This window comes from Saccharopolyspora rhizosphaerae (genome assembly GCF_003931915.1).
Taxonomy (GTDB): domain Bacteria; phylum Actinomycetota; class Actinomycetes; order Mycobacteriales; family Pseudonocardiaceae; genus Saccharopolyspora; species Saccharopolyspora rhizosphaerae.
In genome coordinates, this window is the sequence record NZ_RSAA01000026.1 from 140,261 (window position 1) to 156,002 (window position 15,742).

Here is a 15,742-nt window from a genome sequence, read left to right on the forward strand (position 1 = left end):
GGCCCACCCCGGGTTCTTGCGCAACCCGGATGCAGCAGCGGGTGGCGCCGCTCACAGGTAGTGGGTGAGTAGCTGTACGGATCCGGTCGGCACCCCTGAAATCGCAGGCTAGAGCCATGGCAATCACAGCGACGCTCACCGAACCGACGCTCGAGATCGACTGGTTCGCCGAACAGCTGACCGCGGTCGCGACCTTCTTCGCGGCCCGGCCCCCGGCGGACGACCACGACACCGAACACGGCTCCGAGATCTCCGGCCGGACGGACCCGCCAGGCGAGCCGGTCGACACCAGCCACCACGAAGAGCCCCAGTCCCCGATCGCCTCGACCGGGGACTCCGGCGGGAGCAGTCCGCGGCGAGGAGGAAGATCACGCAGGAGCGGCGAGTAGTGCCCCTCACCTGCGAAGACGAGTCACGTTCACCGCACCGCACACCCCGCGAGTGGGGCGATTATTCCACTGTTGATCCACCGTTCGAGCGAATTCCGCTGTCAAGGTGGATCTTTTGCCGGGACGTTGCCGTCAAACTGAACGGGTTGCTGCTCGTCGGTATTCGCGCCATCGACGATCGCAACCTGCTGTGGGCCGGCCGCAACGCCCCCCGTGCGGTCGGCCCTCAGCGCGAAACCTCAGGCGGGCAGCAGGTGCGGAGCGTGCTCCGCCACCGCGGAGAGCACGTCGCGGGTGGAGGGGTTGACCGCGCTCCAGTCCCCGATCACCACCGTCGGCACCGTCTCGTTGCCGTCGGCGATCGAGCGCACGACGCCCGCCGCCTCCGGGTCCTGCCAGATGTCGACCTCGGTGAAGGCCAAGCCCGAACTCTGCAGGCCCGCGCGCAGCGACATGCAGAACGGGCAGCCCGGCCTGCTGTACACGGTGACTTCTTCGGCGGACATCCGACCTCCAAGTTCGCCCACGACTCTTCTCACCGAGCTTGAACAATCGCGGCGGCGAATTCATCCACGGGGAGACGCAGGTCATGTCGTCCACACAGGACGCCTTGGAGACCCGACGTGACGCCCGTTACGGTCTGACCGACCGTCCCACGAAGTGGGCCGCTTCCTCCGGACCGAGAGGCGAGGGACATGACGGAGCTGTCTCCGCGCGAGCGCGCGCGGGCTGCCACCGAGCAGGACATCCGGCGGCACGCGCGGATGCTGCTCGGGGAGCACGGCAGCGACGCGGTGACGCTGCGCGCGATCGCTCGCGAGCTGGGCATCACCGCGCCCGCCCTCTACCGCTACTACTCCTCCCGCGAGGACCTGCTGCGCCAGCTCTGCGACGACATCTGCGCCGACCTCTCGGTCGAGCTCTCGGCGGCGTTCGACCCGGCCACCGAACGCTTCCTGGACCGCACCTTCGCGGTGTGCCGCCGGTTCCGCTCCTGGGCGCTGGCGCACCCGAAGGAGTTCGCGCTCGTCTTCGCCACCCCGAAGGACCGCTCCCGGCAGCCCGACCGCTTCGCGGGCGTCTTCCTGAGCATCGTCGCCCCGATGATCTCGGAGAACCCCAACGCGGGCGAGGAGGTGAAGGCGCCGGTCGACCTGCCGGACCTGTCGGTGCAGCAGAAGTCGCTGGCCGAAGCCTTCTCCGACGAGGGCATCGACATGCCGCCGGGAGCCCTCGACGCCGAGGCGGTCTACTTCCTGATGCGCTGGTGGGTCCGCCTCTACGGGCACATCGCTCTGGAGGTGTTCGGCCGCTTCCCCTTCGAGCTGTTCCACGCGGACCAGCTCTTCGACGCCGCACTGCAGGAGCTCGCGGCGGAGAGCGGCCTCACCTGAGCTGACTCAGTGTGGTCGCAGGGCGCCGGGGGCCAGGAAGACCGGCACGCGCGGGTGAACGACGTCGATCACGTGCTCCACGGCCTTGCGGTGCACCCCGACGTAGGGTGGCGGCTCCAGCTTCGCGCGCTCCCGAGCCGTGCCGGGGCGCCGCTCCGCCCGCATCGCTTCGAGGAGGAATGCTGCGATCTCAGAGGGTTGTGCAGGAGGCTTGGCGAGCGACTCGCGCAGCGCCCACACGGTCAGCGTCCCCGGACCGGAGCCGGCGTGCTGACCGTGGCCACCGCGCAGCGGGAAGGTCAGCAAGAACACCACCGTCACCAGGAGTGATCCCGCCGCGATGAGCAACCCGGGTGAGACCTCCGGAAGCGTGAATGCGTGAAACATGTTGCCGTGCCTTTCTTTTCGGCTGTCCGATGTGGAGACACTAGCGGCACGGCGGAGCGGTTCGACAGCGGCTTCCCCTCGGGCGTGGCAGATCCGCGTGGGCGAGGCGGCCAGCGGGGCCCGCGGTCACCAGCTCGGTGGCGCCGCCTGCGACATCGGGAGCCGCAGCACCACGGCACGGCGTTCACCCGGGGGCAGCTGCACCGCAGGGACGGGTGATCAAAATTTCGCGATTGTATCCGGTGTTCGGGATGATTGCGCGAAGTTCATCAGGTTCGGGGATTCGGGCTCAGGTTCGAGATCGCGGCGGGGAATTCGGTTGCGCTGATTCGCGGATTTCCGTCGTTCGGCGCAGTCCCGGGCAGCACCGGCCGGGTTGTCACCGAGCGCATCTGAATGCTGATCAGAATGCGCTCGCAGATCACGCGGGTGTCGCAATGGCTGACTACCTAGCTGACGTATTCGCTGGTCATGCCGCCTTGATCCGTCACGATCAGTGGTGGTTCACCCCGTGAATCACCTTCGATCGTCGCACCGGTGACGTGGTAGCTTCAGCGATCCCAGCGCTTTCGAATTCCTTCACGCACGCTAACGACGGAGCACTCCCAAGTGGACGTGGCATTGTGGGTCGCCCTCGCGGCAATCGTAGTGATTCTGCTGGCCTTCCTGGTATCCCTGCAGCGCCTCAAGTTCCAGATCCGGCTGCGCGATGAGGAAGCGCACCACTTGGTCACCCGGCGACTTCCGGCGCTGATGGACGCCGAGCGCGGCCTGCCCATCGACGTGCCCGGGCCGCTGCGGCCCAACCTCGCCGACACCGCCTTCCAGCACGAGCTGCAGACCGCCATCGGGCAGTTCGCGGGCTTCGCCGACGAGACACGGCAGCGGGCGGACCGCGCCGCCAAGGCCACGCTGATCTCCACGATGCGCGGCGTGCAGAGCCTCGCCAACGAGCAGCAGCTCGCGATCAGCGAGATGCAGCACGAGCACGACGACCCCGCCGTGCTCGCCGGCTTGATGAAGATCGACCACGCCAACTCGCAGCTCGTCAGGCGCGCGCAGGCCACCGCCGTGCTGTGCGGGACCTGGCCCGGCCAGCAGCGCTCGGCCGCTCCGGTGCTCGACGTGGTGCGCGGGGCGACCTCCCGCATCCGCGACTACCTGCGCATCGAGACGCACTCCGAGAGCGAGCTGGCCGTGACCAGCCGGGCCGTCGAACCCGTCGTGCTCGCGCTGGCGGAACTGCTCGACAACGCGGCTCGCTACTCGCAGCCCGCCACGCAGGTGCAGGTGCACTTCCAGCCCGCGCACAACGGGTTGTCCATCGTCGTCGACGACGCCGGGGTCGGCATGGCCCCGGAAGCGCGGGAACGCGCGAAAGCCCTGCTCACCGGCCGGGAAGTCGTCGACATCAACAAGTTGGGGGACCCGCCGCAGATCGGGTTCGCGCTCGCCGGGGTGCTCGCCGCCCGGTACGGGTTCAAGGTCTTCGTGGAAGCCGCCTCGCCCTACGGGGGCATGCGTGCGGTGCTGTTCCTGCCCAACGAACTGCTCACCAAGACCGGAACACCCGCACCCGCACCGGCGATGAACGAACCGGTCGCGGAGCAGCAGACCAGCGGCGGGCTGCCGAAGCGGCAGCGCCGCAGCACCACCGTGCCCGCGCAGGCAGCCGAGCACGGCAACTGGGGAAGGGGCAAGCCATCGGTGATGGGGGCGTGGCAGCGCGGCAGCCTCACCGGTCGCGGGTCCGAGGAGAAACCGGACGACGAAGAGGGAAACACCGCGCCATGAACAGCGACCAACGGCACGACCTGGGGTGGATGCTCGACGAGGCCCTGCGGGTCCCGGAGGCCAAGCACGCGATCCTGCTGTCCTCCGACGGCCTGCTGATCGCCCACTCGGCGGACATCACCCGCGACGAGGCCGAGCGGCACGCCGCGGCCATGTCCGGCCTGCAGTCACTGGCCCGCGCCAACGCGGCGTTCTGCGGATCGACCGAGAAGGCGTGGCAGCAGACCATCACCGAGTACGACCACGGCTACATCTTCCTCGTCGCCGCGGGTCCGCGCGCCTACGTCGCCGCCTCGGCGGGCGCCGGGGTCGACGTGGAGACGATGACCCACCGCCTGGTGGTACTCGTCCAGCGGCTCGGCACCGAGCTCAGCGCCGACCTGCGCGTCGGTGAGCTCGCGTGAAGCGCGCGCAGCGCTCGCTGGTCCGCCCGCACGTCGTCACGCGCGGCCGGGCTCGCCCGTCGCGCAACACCTTCGAGATGGACACCCAGATCTACACGATCCGCGTCGCCTCGCCCGGCGCGGTCGGACCCGAGATGCGCCGGGTGCTGGAGATGTGCCGGGACGGGGCCAAGTCCGTCGCCGAGATCGCCGGGCACCTCGCACTGCCGATCAGCGTGACGAAGGTGCTGCTCGGCGATCTCCTGGACAGCGGGCACATCGTCACCCGCACCGCCCAGCGCGACCTCGAACCACCGCGGCTGGAACTGCTGCAGGGCGTCCTGGACGGGCTCCGCGCCAGCTTGTAGAGAGCAGGAGACCTCGTGACCGACGATCGAACTCGGCTGCACGGCCCCGACTTCGCCGCCGACCCGCAGACCGCCTACCGGCGGATGCGCGCGGCGGGTCCCACGGCTCCGGTGGAGATCGCGCCGGACGTGCCCGCGACCCTGGTGCTCGGCTACGCCGAAGCGCTGCAGGTGCTGCGCGATCCGGCCAACTTCCCGAAGGACCCGAGGACGTGGGAGCGCACCGTCCCGCAGGACTGCACGGTGCTGCCGCTCATGGGCCACCAGCCGAACTGCAACGGCACCGACGGGGCCGCGCACACCCGGCTGCGCGGTGCGATGACCGACGCCCTCGCGCGGGTGGACACCCGGGAACTGCGCACCAACCTCGAGGAGACCGCCGACGCGCTGATCGACCGGTTCGCCGCGGACGGCAAGGCCGACCTCGTCGAGCAGTACGCCCAGGTCCTGCCTCTGCTGATGGTCACCCGCATCTGCGGGTCGCCGCCGGTGACCACCGAGAAGATCGTCTCCGGTGCGCTGGCGCTGTTCACCGGGACCGACGACGGGCGCAGCCTCCGCACCACCGTCGTCGAACTCGTCGCTGCCAAGCGCGCCAAACCCGGTCCCGACGTGGTGTCCTGGTTGCTCGCGCACCAAGCCGGGCTCACCGACGACGAAGCCGTGCACCAGGTGGCGCTCCTGTGCGCGGCGGGCAGCGAACCGCTGCAGAACCTCATCGCGAACACGCTGCGGTTGCTGCTGGTCGACGAGCGCTTCGCCGGTGACCTCTCCGGCGGCAGCCTCCCGGTGGCCGACGCGCTCGACGAAGTGCTGTGGACGGACCCGCCGATCGCCAACCACGGCACCGTCTTCCCGCCGCGCGAGGCGCAGGTCGGCGGCACCCCGGTGCCGGCCGACCAACCGCTGCTGATCAGCTTCGCCGGTGCGAACACCGACCCGGCGGTGGCCGCGGAAGGCCGCGTGGGCAACCGAGCGCACATCGCCTTCGGCGCAGGCCGGCACGCGTGCCCGACACCCGCGCAGCGCATCGCGCGGATGACGGGCACCGCGGCGGTCGAACGAGTCCTGGACCGGTTGCCGGACCTGGAACCCGCGGTGCCCGCCGACGCGCTGGAGTGGAAGTCCAGCCCGTTCCACCGCGCCTTGGCGTCGTTGCCCGTGACGTTCCCGCCACCTCCCCAGCAGATCCGCCCCTGGCTCGGACCACCCCCGCCGGTCATCCGGCGTGACCCCGGTCCCCACAAGCCGACCGGTGCGTGGAGTTCGTTCGTCAGGTGGCTGCGCGGCGGTTGATCACAGCCCGCTGAGCGGGGCCTTGTGCATGTCCTGGATGACGTTGCGCGCGTCCGGGTACTGGTAGGAGCCGGATTCGTAGAGCACGTAGGCGGTTCCGCCGACGTCGTCGATCCCCTCGGACATGCTCGGCGAGCGGAAGCAGCGCGTCGACGGGATGTCGATGTCGGTCGCGCCCTTGTCGATCACGTAGAGGTTGCTGCGCACGTCGCGGGAGAGCGAGGTGCTGTAGACGAACTTGTCGCCGGTGACCATCAAGCCCTGCGTGCCCTTGGGGATCTCGTAGGACTTCCCGGTGGTGAGGTCACCGTTGGCGGCGACGCTGTAGGCGTACATCTTCTCGCGGCCGTCCCGGCTGTACTTGCCCGCGTAGAGCGTGTTCCCGTCGCCGGCCAGGAACGACGCGCCGTAGACCTCGCGGGCCGTGCCGGTCTGCTTGAGGTACGGGCTGCCCTCGGCCTTGAGGGCGTCGGCGAGCTTCGAGAGCTCGTACTTGCGGATCGAGTAGTTGCCGTCGGCGGTGTTGCGGCCGGTCACGAACGCCCACCCGCGGGAGATCCCGATGCCGCTGGCGTGGGTCTCGGCGATCTCGACGTCACCGACGGTCTTGCCGGACTTCGGGTCGACGCCGTAGATCTTGGCGTTGTTGCCGTCCTTGCCGTACGCGGTGACCAGGAGCAGGTCGTTGCCCGAACCGTCCCAGTCGTTCCACCCGGCGAGACCCTGCGGTGTGTGCTCAGGCAGTCCCGGGATCCCCGGCCCGGCGCTGAACTTCTCGTCGTAGGTGTAACCCGCCGACAACCCGTCGTAGAAGGACGCTTCCTGACCGCTGGAGTCGTCGTCGCAGCTGAGCGCCGCCCTCTCCGCGGCACCGCCGACCGCGGGCACCCCCACCAACAGCGCACCGCACGCAGCGGCCACCACGCTCTTCCGAACCAGCGCTCGCATCGCTCTCTCCCTCAGTGGTGTCAACACGTACTCCACTGAGACGCACGAGCGCCGGATCGGTTCCACACCTCCAGCTCGAACCCCGCTGCCAGGGCGTTGCCCGCGCTACGGAAGGGGATTGGACTTGTCGTGGGCGATCTGGGCTTCCTGACGGGCTTCCTCGGCTCCGGTGGCGATGGGGGCCGTGAGCCACTGGCGCGGGATGCCGAAGGCTTCGACCAGATCGACCGCGTGCGGCCGGATCTCGCCGCAGAGCGTGTTGACCGCCCGCGTGATGGCCTTGGCCCGGCGGGGGCTGATCCGCTCGTGCTCCAGGAACCAGGCCTTGTCCTCCTCGATGGTGGACAGCGCGTAGAGGTCGCAGAGCTTGTCCAGCAGCTCGGCGTTGCGTGGGTCCTGGCACCGGTCGACGGCGGCGACGAAGGCCTCGAGCACGATCCGGTCGATGTGCACGCGCGCCGCGCGCAGCACGTGGTCCTGGGCGCTGTTGAACACCTCGAAGGCGTTGTCCTTGCCGGCCTTGCGCAACCGGCGCCCGAGACCGTCGAGGACGTGCTCCTCGCGGTCTTCGAAGGCCTTCAGCTGCCAGCCGCGGTCGAGGATGTCGTCCTTGTTGGACGCGTCGATGATGCGCTGCACGATCGAGTGCGCCGCCGAGCGCTCGATGACCGCGCCCACGAACTGGTCCGCGACGAACTTCGCCAGGCCGAGCGTGCCGAGGTCGTCGAACTGGTCCTTGTAGTTGGTCAGCAGCCCCTTGGCCACCAGCTGCAGCAGGACCGTGTTGTCGCCTTCGAACGTGGTGAACACGTCGGTGTCGGCCTTGAGCCCGGCCAGCTGGTTCTCGCTGATGTAGCCGGCACCGCCGCAGGCCTCGCGGCAGGCCTGGATGGTGTGCGTGGCGTGCCAGGTGGTGACCGCCTTCAGCCCGGCGGCGTGGGACTCCAGCTCGCGCTGGGTCCGTTCGTCACCGCTGCGCTGCACCTCGTCGAGGGCCTGCACCAGCTCCTCCTGCGCGAAGTGCAGGGCGAACGACTTCGCCAGCGGCGGCAGCAGCTTCCGCTGGTGCGCCAAGTAGTCGAGGACCACGACCTCCTCGTCAGCGCCCGGCTTGTCGAACTGCCTGCGCGCGTCGGCGTAGCGCAGCGCGATCTCCAGCGCCAGCTTGGTGGCCGCACCAGCGGTGCCCGCCACCGAGATCCGGCCGCGGATCAGCGTGCCGAGCATGGTGAAGAAGCGCTTGCCCTCGCTGTCGATCGGACTGCTGTAGGTGCCGTCCTCGGCGACGTCGCCGTAGCGGTTGAGCAGGTTCTCGCGCGGGACGCGGACCTGGTCGAAGTGGAGGCGGCCGTTGTCGACGCCGTTGAGACCCGCCTTGCGACCGCAGTCCTCGATCCGCACGCCGGCGCAGGCGTTCCCGGCCTCGTCCCGGATCGGGACCAGCAGCGCGTGCACGCCGTGGCTCTGACCGCCGACGATCAGCTGCGCGAACACCGCGGCCATCCGGCCGTCGCGGGCGGCGTTGCCGATGTACTCCTTGCGCGCCGCCTCGTGCGGGGTGTGCACGACGAACTCCCGCGTCGCGGGGTCGTAGGTGGCGGTCGTGCGCAACCGCTGCACGTCGGAGCCGTGACCGGTCTCGGTCATCGCGAAGCACCCGGGCAGCTCGGCGCTCATGATGTCGCGCAGGTAGCGCTCGTGGTGCCGTTCGGTGCCCAGCGCGACGACCGCCCCGCCGAACAGGCCCCACTGCACACCCGCCTTGACCATCAGCGAGAGGTTCCCGCACAGCAGCTCCAGGGAGACGACGGAACCGCCCTGGTCCCCACCTCCGCCTTGGGCGACGGGGAAGCCGAGCTCGGGGACGCCGGACTTGGCCAGCAGGCGCAGCTGCTCGAAGGTCCGGGCGCGGTGGCTCTCGGTGTCGAGGTCGTCGGCGTTGGCGAGGTCGTTGTCGCGGAGCGACGCGCGGACCCTCTCGCGCACCGAGGCCCAGCGCCCGTCGAGCAAGGTGCGGAGCTCAGCTGCGTCGAATGCGGGATGGGTCATCGCGGCCTCCACTGTTCGCGGTCCGATGGCGCCCACGGTAGTTACCGACGAGTAACCCTGCCATGCGACCTGGCTCACCGCACGACGTGGTGCGGCAACCGCCCCGGAACGCCGGGACACGACCGGCGCCCCACCGGGAGGTCGCACCGCAGCGGGCTCGTCAGCCACCGCTCGGCTCGACACCCGGACTACCCCGGTGATCGGGTCGTTGAACACCGCGGTGATCAACGCGCCGGAACACCGCGGCGGTCCGACACTCCCGCGCGTGTCCGGGCTGGGCTTCCGCGGTGGTCAGAGGTGGTCAGAACGGGGTGAGTCCGGGTTGCTGGGAGGGTGGCGTTCTGCACCTGGAAGAGCGGAAGCCGCGGTTCTCCCGGGAGAACCGCGGCTTCCGAGCGATCGGTGCGGGTGCGTCAGACGACGACGTTGATGAGGCGGTGGGGGACGACGATGACCTTGCGGGGTTCCTTGCCGTCCATGGCCGCGATGATCTTCTCGTCCTCCAGCGCCGCGGCCTTGACCGCCTCCTGGTCGGCCGAGGTCGGCACCTGGACGCGGGAGCGGACCTTGCCGTTGACCTGGATCGGGTACTCGATCGAGTCCTCGACCAGGTACTGCTCGTCGGCCACCGGGAACGGACCGTGCGCCAGGCTGCCTTCGTGGCCCAGGCGGGACCACAGCTCCTCGGCCAGGTGCGGCGTCAGCGGCGCGACCATCAGCACCAGCGGCTCCACCACCGAACGCGGGGTGCCCGCGTCCGACGAGTAGGTCTTGGTGATCCGGTTGTTCAGCTCGATCAGCTTCGCCACCGCCGTGTTGAACCGCAGCTCGGTGAAGTCCTCCCGGACCCCGGCGATCGTCTTGTGCAGCGCGCGGAGCATCTCGGTGTCGGGTTCCTGGTCGGTCACCCGCAGCTCACCGGTGGTCTCGTCGACGACGTTGCGCCACAACCGCTGCAGGAAGCGGTGCGAGCCGACGACGTCCTTGGTCACCCACGGCCGCGAGGCCTCCAGCGGGCCCATCGACATCTCGTACAGCCGCAGCGTGTCCACGCCGTAGGTGTCGGCCATCTCGTCCGGCGAGACCGAGTTCTTCAGGCTCTTGCCCATCTTCCCGTACTCGCGGAAGACCTCTTCGCCCTGGTGGAAGAACGTGCCGTCCTTCTCCTCGACCTCTTCGGCCGGGACGTAGACGCCACGCGAGTCGGTGAACGCGTAGGCCTGGATGTAGCCCTGGTTGTACAGCCGCCGGTACGGCTCCTCCGAGGAGAGGTAGCCCAGGTCGTGCAGCACCTTGTGCCAGAAGCGGGAGTACAGCAGGTGCAGCACCGCGTGCTCCACACCGCCGACGTACAGGTCCACGCCGCCCGGGTCGTTGGCGCCGTGGTGCTCCGGGTCCTTGCCCATCCAGTAGCGCTCGTTCTCCGGGTCGACGAAGCGCTCGGAGTTGTCCGGGTCGATGTAGCGCAGCTGGTACCAGCACGAACCCGCCCACTGCGGCATGACGTTGGTGTCGCGCTCGTAGTGCTTCAGCCCGTCGCCCAGGTCCAGCTCGACGTGGCGCCACGACTCCGCCTTGGCCAGCGGCGGTTCCGGGCGCGAGTCGGCGTCCTCCGGGTCGAAGGTGCGCGGCGAGTAGTCCTCGACCTCCGGCAGCTCGACCGGCAGCTGGTCCTCCGGCACACCGCGCGGCACGCCGTCGGAGCCGTAGACGATCGGGAACGGCTCGCCCCAGTAGCGCTGGCGGGCGAACAGCCAGTCGCGCAGCTTGTACTGGACCGTGCCGCGGCCGTGGCCGTGCTCCTCCAGCCAGGCGATCACGGTCTTCTTCGCGTCCGCGATGTCCAGGCCGTTCAGGCTCAGGCCGGTGGTCTCGGACGCGGAGTTGATGGCCGGTCCGTCACCGGTGTAGGCCTCGCCCTCGAACCCGTCGGCCGGCTGCACGGTGCGGATGATCGGCAGGCCCAGCACCGTGGCGAAGTCCCAGTCGCGCTGGTCCTGGCCCGGCACCGCCATGATCGCGCCGGTGCCGTAGCCCATCAGCACGTAGTCGGCGATGAAGATCGGGATGCGGGCGCCGTTGACCGGGTTGGTGGCGTAGGCACCGGTGAAGACGCCGGTCTTCTCCCGGTTCTCCTGCCGGTCGAGGTCCGACTTCATCGACGCGGCACGCCGGTAGGCGGCCACCGCGTCCGCCGGCTTGGCCGCGCCGCCGGTCCAGCGGTCATCGGTGCCGTCCGGCCACGAGTCGGTGGTCAGCTCGTCGACCAGCGGGTGTTCCGGCGCCAGCACCATGTAGGTCGCGCCGAACAGGGTGTCCGGACGGGTGGTGAAGACCTCGACGGAACGTCCGGACTCGCCGACCGGGAACACCACGTTGGCGCCCTGCGAGCGGCCGATCCAGTTCCGCTGCATCGTCTTGACCTTGTCCGGCCAGTCCAGCCGGTCCAGGTCGTCGACCAGGCGGTCCGCGTAGGCGGTGATCCGCATCATCCACTGCTTCAGGTTGCGGCGGAACACCGGGAAGTTGCCGCGTTCGGTCAGCCCTTCCGCGGTCACCTCCTCGTTGGCCACCACGGTGCCCAGGCCCGGCGCCCAGTTGACCGGCGCCTCGGACAGGTAGGCCAGTCGGTGGGAGTCGATGATCTCGCGGCGCTCGACCTCGGACAGCTCGGACCACGGACGGCCGTCCGGGGTGACGCGCTCACCGGAGGCGAACTCGTCCTCGAGCTCGCTGATCCGCCGCGCCCGGCCCTTGCCGCCGTCGGCGTCCGGGTCGTACCAGGCGTTGAAGATCTGCAGGAAGATCCACTGGGTCCACCGGTAGAACTCGATGTCGGTGGTGGCGATGCGGCGGCGCTCGTCGTGGCCGAGGCCCAGCCGGCGGATCTGGCCCAGGAACCGCTGGATGTTGGCCTCGGTCGTGGTGCGCGGGTGCGTGCCCGTCTGCACCGCGTACTGCTCGGCGGGCAGGCCGAAGGAGTCGAAGCCCATCGTGTGCAGCACGTTGCGGCCCAGCATCCGGTAGTAGCGGGCGTAGACGTCGCTGCCGATGTAGCCCAGCGGGTGTCCGACGTGCAGACCGGAACCGGACGGGTACGGGAACATGTCCTGGACGAACAGCTTGTCCCGGGGCACCTCGCCGCCCTCGGCGAGCGAGCCGGTCGGGTTCGGCGCGTGGAACGTGCCGCGCTCGGTCCACTCCCGCTGCCAGCGCTGCTCGATCTCGGTCGCGGTCCCCGCCGTGTACCGGTACGCCGGGACCTCTTCGGGAGAAGAGGCTGGCCCCGCTGTGTTGACCTCGTGTGGCCGGCCAGTCATGTCGTTGCGTCCTTCCCTGCTCCGCCGGAACGCGCGCGTTCGTGCGCTCTAGTGTGCCGCCCCCGAAAAACGGAAAACCCCCCAGCCCTGCTCGGGCATGAGGGGTCGCCGCGCCGAACCGGTCTCATCGGCTCAACGCGGCCTCGCAAGAAGCAGCTGCGCGCTCATGCCTCCAGAGTAGCGGACCAGGCAAAACGGCTTCCGAGTGGCGTGTGGGGCAGCACACCCGAAGCGCACGTGGGGCCGATCCCGCGCGGCCGGAGGTCTAGGCTGCCGGTGTGCTCGCTGTTCAGGTGATCCTTTGCGCGGTTCTGATCCTCGGCGGAGCGGCCCTGCTGCTGCTCGGGTTCCGGGGCCTCCGCGGTTCGCTGCCCCTCAACACCTACGTCGGCGTGCGGACGCCCGCCGCGATGCGCAGCGAGGAGGCCTTCGAACTGGCCAACCGGGCCGCCGGCCCGGCGATGCTCGCCGCCGGCGGGGTCGCCGTCCTGGCCGGCGCGTCGCTGCCGGCGCTGGCGAGCGGGTTCAGCGTCGCCCTGGTCGGGGTGCTCGGCCTGGTCGGCGCGTTCGGGTTGATGACCGTCGGTGGGGTTGTGGGCAACCGCGCCGCGGAGACCGTCCCCGCCCCCGCTCCGGCCGGTGGCTGCGGAGGCTGCGCAGGCGGCTGCTGCGGCGGCTGACCAGTGGAGACGCACCTCTCCCCAGGTTCTCCACAGTTGTCCACAGGACGTTGTCCACAGGTTGTGGACAACCAGTCGCGCTGGTGCGCGCGGTTGCCCCTGGACCTGCCGTTCAGCCCCGGGCCCCGCAGGAGCCGTCGAATGTCGCGCGAAGTTCGAGCGCGCTGCGGGCAGCTGCGCTGATCAGCGACGCGGCGTCCGAACATGGGATCCCCGACGCGAACGTCATCCCGAGCGCGGTGGACGGCCGAAGTTCCCCCTTCGAAGTGCGCGCGACGTTGGACGGCTGAAGTTCCCCGTCGAACTTCTCGCGAAGCGTGAACGGGGGCTCCGGCGGCGGCCACAGCTCCTGAGGGCTTCACGCACGTTGCGGGGGACGCGTCGCCATGTCGGGGAGCGGTCGCGGAGTCCGTCGACCCGGTCGGGGTCGGCCACCGCACCGCCGAGCTGAAAGGACTTCAGTTCAGCTTCACGTCGCCGGGGTGGGTCGCGAGGAAGGCCAGCGGGGGCCCCTGCCTGCGCAGCACCCGGGACCAGAGCTCGGTGTCCGGGTCGGCGATGACGTCGTCCGGCAGCGCCGGGACGACCAGCCAGTCGCCGCGCTCGATCTCCCCGGCGAGCTGGCCCGCGTCCCACCCCGCGTAGCCCGCGAAGAAGCGCAGCCCGCGCGTTCTGGGCGCCAGCGCGTCCGGGTCGCCGTCGAGGTCGACCATGCCCACCGGACCGCGCACCCCGACCATCCCGTCGATCGCCGACACGTCCTCACCGGCGCGCAACGTCGCCAGGCAGATCGCCGTGCGCTGTTCGACCGGACCGCCCACGAACAGCGACTGGGGGAGCGTCGCGTGGTCTCCCCACTTCGGCAGCACCTCGTGCACCGCGACCTCGCTCGGCCGGTTCAGCACGACACCCAGCGTCCCCTCCGCGCGGTGGTGGATGACGTAGACGACGGTCCGCCGGAAGTTCTTGTCCATCAGCTGCGGAGCAGCGACCAGCAGCGTCCCCGGCTCCACCTCAGCGTCCGATCCCACTCCCGCATGATCTCACCGGATCGCCCGGAGTGACCCCTTCCTCCGGCAACAAGACGGGCGGAAACCCGCACGGAAGAACGACTGGGTGTTCACCAACCAGGAGTAATGCTCACTGTTCACCACTCAGCATTAATACTGAAAGCCCGGCAGGTCACTGACCTGGTACTTCGATGCCCTGCTCGCGGGCCCAGCGGTGCAGCTCCTCGACGGCCTCCTCGCGGGACATGGGTCCGCGGTCGAGCCGGAGCTCCTTGAGGTGCTTCCACGCCTTGCCCACGACCGGCCCCGGCTCCACGCCGAGCAGGTTCATGATCTCGTTGCCGTCGAGGTCCGGACGGACCTTCGCCAGGTCCTCCTCCGCGGCGATCCGGTCGATCCGCTCCTCGAGGTCGTCGTAGGCGCGCTGCAGGGCGTTGGCCTTGCGCTTGTTGCGCGTCGTGCAGTCCGCGCGCACCAGCTTGTGCAGCCGGGGCAGCAGCGGACCGGCGTCGTTGACGTAGCGGCGCACCGCCGAGTCGGTCCACTGCCCGTCGCTGTAGCCGTGGAACCGCAGGTGCAGGAAGACCAGGTCGGACACCTGGTTGATGACGTCCTTCGGGTAGCGCAGCGCCCGAAGCCGCTTGCGGGTCATCTTCGCCCCGACCACCTCGTGGTGGTGGAAGCTCACGCCGCCACCGGACTCGAACCGCCTGGTCGCGGGCTTGCCGATGTCGTGCAGCAGCGCCGCCAGCCGCAGCACCAGGTCCGGCTCGGCGTCCGGGTCGGCCGCCCTCTCCAGGTCGATGGCCTGGTCGAGCACGGTCAGCGAGTGGCGGTAGACGTCCTTGTGCTGGTGGTGCTCGTCGATCTCCAGCTTCATCGCCGGGACCTCGGGCAGCACGTGGTCGGCCAGACCGGACTCGACCAGCAGCTCGACACCGCGCCGCGGGAACCGCCCGCACAGCAGCTTCGACAGCTCCACCTGCACGCGTTCGGGCGTGATCCGGGTGATCTCGGCGGACATCTCGGTCATCGCCTTGACCACCCGCTCGCTGGGCGCGAAGCCGAGCTGGGAGACGAAGCGCGCGGCCCGCAGCATCCGCAGCGGGTCGTCGGCGAAGGACTCCTCGGGCGTCGCCGGGGTGTCCAGCCGCTCGGCGAGGAGGTCGGCCATGCCGCCGTGCAGGTCCACGAACGAGCGCTCGGGCAGCTGGATGGCCATCGCGTTGACGGTGAAGTCCCGGCGCACCAGGTCGCCCTCGATGGTGTCGCCGAAGGCGACCTCGGGGTTGCGGCCGACGCGGTCGTACCTGTCGGCGCGGAAGGTGGTGATCTCCACCGTGGTGCCGTGCCGGTAGGCGCCCAGCGTGCCGAACTGGATGCCGGTGTCCCAGGTGGTCTCGGCCCACCCGGCCAGCAGGTCGCGCACCTGCTCGGGTCGCGCGTCGGTGGTGAAGTCGAGGTCGGTGCCCAGCCGTCCCAGCAGCGCGTCCCGCACGCTGCCGCCCACCAGGTAGAGGCGGTGGCCGGCGTCGGCGAAGCGCTCGCCGAGTTCCTCGGCGATCGGAGCGACCTTGATCAGCTCGACGACCGCGTTGCGCTGAGCTTCTCGCTCCGAGGACTGCTGACCGGAACCGGCGTGCTGCTTGGTGGACACGATTCACCAGGGTATCGGCCACGAGCCCACCCACGACGCACACCTGCGACGGAGGTCGAGTTCCACC

At 69.9% G+C, this 15,742-nt stretch carries 14 protein-coding genes; 7 read left to right on the forward strand and 7 right to left on the reverse strand.

What is annotated here, in order from left to right:
- The first annotated feature begins 116 nt into the window (after window positions 1-116).
- Window positions 117-389: a hypothetical protein gene (locus tag EIL87_RS22300; protein ID WP_125092543.1), complete on the forward strand. Its 273-nt coding sequence runs from the start codon at window positions 117-119 to the stop codon at window positions 387-389.
- A 239-nt stretch (window positions 390-628) separates the two neighbouring features.
- On the opposite strand, the gene EIL87_RS22305 is transcribed toward EIL87_RS22300, so the two are convergent.
- Window positions 629-895: a glutaredoxin domain-containing protein gene (locus EIL87_RS22305; protein ID WP_125092544.1), complete on the reverse strand. Its 267-nt coding sequence runs from the start codon at window positions 893-895 to the stop codon at window positions 629-631.
- Window positions 896-1,084: 189 nt separating this feature from the next.
- Here EIL87_RS22305 and EIL87_RS22310 point away from each other — a divergent pair, with 189 nt between their 5' ends.
- Complete coding sequence (locus EIL87_RS22310; RefSeq protein WP_125092545.1) at window positions 1,085-1,783, forward strand: TetR/AcrR family transcriptional regulator; 699 nt, start codon at window positions 1,085-1,087, stop codon at window positions 1,781-1,783.
- A gap of 6 nt (window positions 1,784-1,789) precedes the next feature.
- Here the strand turns inward: EIL87_RS22310 and EIL87_RS22315 are convergent, their stop codons facing one another.
- Window positions 1,790-2,170, reverse strand: a complete 381-nt coding sequence (locus EIL87_RS22315; RefSeq protein WP_125092546.1) for a hypothetical protein — start codon at window positions 2,168-2,170, stop codon at window positions 1,790-1,792.
- Window positions 2,171-2,779: 609 nt separating this feature from the next.
- On the opposite strand from EIL87_RS22315, the gene EIL87_RS22320 reads away from it, so the two are divergent.
- The 4 genes from EIL87_RS22320 to EIL87_RS22335 are packed head-to-tail and all read left to right on the forward strand — an operon-like array spanning window position 2,780 to window position 6,011.
- A complete protein-coding gene (locus tag EIL87_RS22320; protein ID WP_125092547.1) occupies window positions 2,780-3,964 on the forward strand; it encodes an ATP-binding protein in 1,185 nt (394 codons plus the stop codon).
- Window positions 3,961-4,368, forward strand: a complete 408-nt coding sequence (locus EIL87_RS22325) for a roadblock/LC7 domain-containing protein (RefSeq protein WP_125092548.1) — start codon at window positions 3,961-3,963, stop codon at window positions 4,366-4,368. The genes EIL87_RS22320 and EIL87_RS22325 overlap by 4 nt, the downstream gene beginning before the upstream one ends.
- Window positions 4,365-4,715, forward strand: coding sequence for a DUF742 domain-containing protein (locus EIL87_RS22330; protein ID WP_125092549.1), 351 nt, complete (start codon window positions 4,365-4,367; stop codon window positions 4,713-4,715). Before EIL87_RS22325 ends, EIL87_RS22330 begins: the two co-directional genes overlap by 4 nt.
- Window positions 4,716-4,730: 15 nt before the next feature.
- A complete protein-coding gene (locus tag EIL87_RS22335) occupies window positions 4,731-6,011 on the forward strand; it encodes a cytochrome P450 family protein (protein WP_125092550.1) in 1,281 nt (426 codons plus the stop codon).
- On the opposite strand, the gene EIL87_RS22340 is transcribed toward EIL87_RS22335, so the two are convergent.
- The 3 genes from EIL87_RS22340 to leuS all read right to left on the reverse strand — a co-directional run bounded on the left by EIL87_RS22340 (window position 6,012) and on the right by leuS (window position 12,328).
- On the reverse strand, window positions 6,012-6,959 hold the full coding sequence (locus EIL87_RS22340) for a hypothetical protein (protein ID WP_125092551.1): 948 nt from the start codon (window positions 6,957-6,959) through the stop codon (window positions 6,012-6,014). It abuts the gene before it with no gap.
- Between the two features lie 105 nt (window positions 6,960-7,064).
- Entirely contained in the window at window positions 7,065-9,008 is a 1,944-nt protein-coding gene (locus EIL87_RS22345) for an acyl-CoA dehydrogenase family protein (RefSeq protein WP_125092552.1), read from the reverse strand.
- A gap of 413 nt (window positions 9,009-9,421) precedes the next feature.
- Complete coding sequence (gene leuS, locus EIL87_RS22350; protein ID WP_125092553.1) at window positions 9,422-12,328, reverse strand: leucine--tRNA ligase; 2,907 nt, start codon at window positions 12,326-12,328, stop codon at window positions 9,422-9,424.
- Between the two features lie 278 nt (window positions 12,329-12,606).
- On the opposite strand from leuS, the gene EIL87_RS22355 reads away from it, so the two are divergent.
- On the forward strand, window positions 12,607-13,008 hold the full coding sequence (locus EIL87_RS22355) for an SdpI family protein (RefSeq protein WP_125092554.1): 402 nt from the start codon (window positions 12,607-12,609) through the stop codon (window positions 13,006-13,008).
- 458 nt (window positions 13,009-13,466) lie between these two features.
- On the opposite strand, the gene EIL87_RS22360 is transcribed toward EIL87_RS22355, so the two are convergent.
- Window positions 13,467-14,039 carry a YqgE/AlgH family protein gene (locus tag EIL87_RS22360; protein ID WP_125092555.1) on the reverse strand — a complete coding sequence of 191 codons (573 nt, stop codon included), beginning with the start codon at window positions 14,037-14,039 and terminating at the stop codon, window positions 13,467-13,469.
- A 151-nt stretch (window positions 14,040-14,190) separates the two neighbouring features.
- Window positions 14,191-15,675, reverse strand: a complete 1,485-nt coding sequence (locus EIL87_RS22365) for a CCA tRNA nucleotidyltransferase (protein WP_125092556.1) — start codon at window positions 15,673-15,675, stop codon at window positions 14,191-14,193.
- Window positions 15,676-15,742 lie beyond the last annotated feature (67 nt).

Bases quoted from the DNA above. Each gene is read 5' to 3' on its own strand.
- EIL87_RS22300 (WP_125092543.1), top strand. From the start codon at position 117: ATGGCAATCACAGCGACGCTCACCGAACCGACGCTCGAGATCGACTGG.
- EIL87_RS22305 (WP_125092544.1), bottom strand. From the start codon at position 895: ATGTCCGCCGAAGAAGTCACCGTGTACAGCAGGCCGGGCTGCCCGTTC.
- EIL87_RS22310 (WP_125092545.1), top strand. From the start codon at position 1,085: ATGACGGAGCTGTCTCCGCGCGAGCGCGCGCGGGCTGCCACCGAGCAG.
- EIL87_RS22315 (WP_125092546.1), bottom strand. From the start codon at position 2,170: ATGTTTCACGCATTCACGCTTCCGGAGGTCTCACCCGGGTTGCTCATC.
- EIL87_RS22325 (WP_125092548.1), top strand. From the start codon at position 3,961: ATGAACAGCGACCAACGGCACGACCTGGGGTGGATGCTCGACGAGGCC.
- EIL87_RS22340 (WP_125092551.1), bottom strand. From the start codon at position 6,959: ATGCGAGCGCTGGTTCGGAAGAGCGTGGTGGCCGCTGCGTGCGGTGCG.
- EIL87_RS22345 (WP_125092552.1), bottom strand. From the start codon at position 9,008: ATGACCCATCCCGCATTCGACGCAGCTGAGCTCCGCACCTTGCTCGAC.
- leuS (WP_125092553.1), bottom strand. From the start codon at position 12,328: ATGACTGGCCGGCCACACGAGGTCAACACAGCGGGGCCAGCCTCTTCT.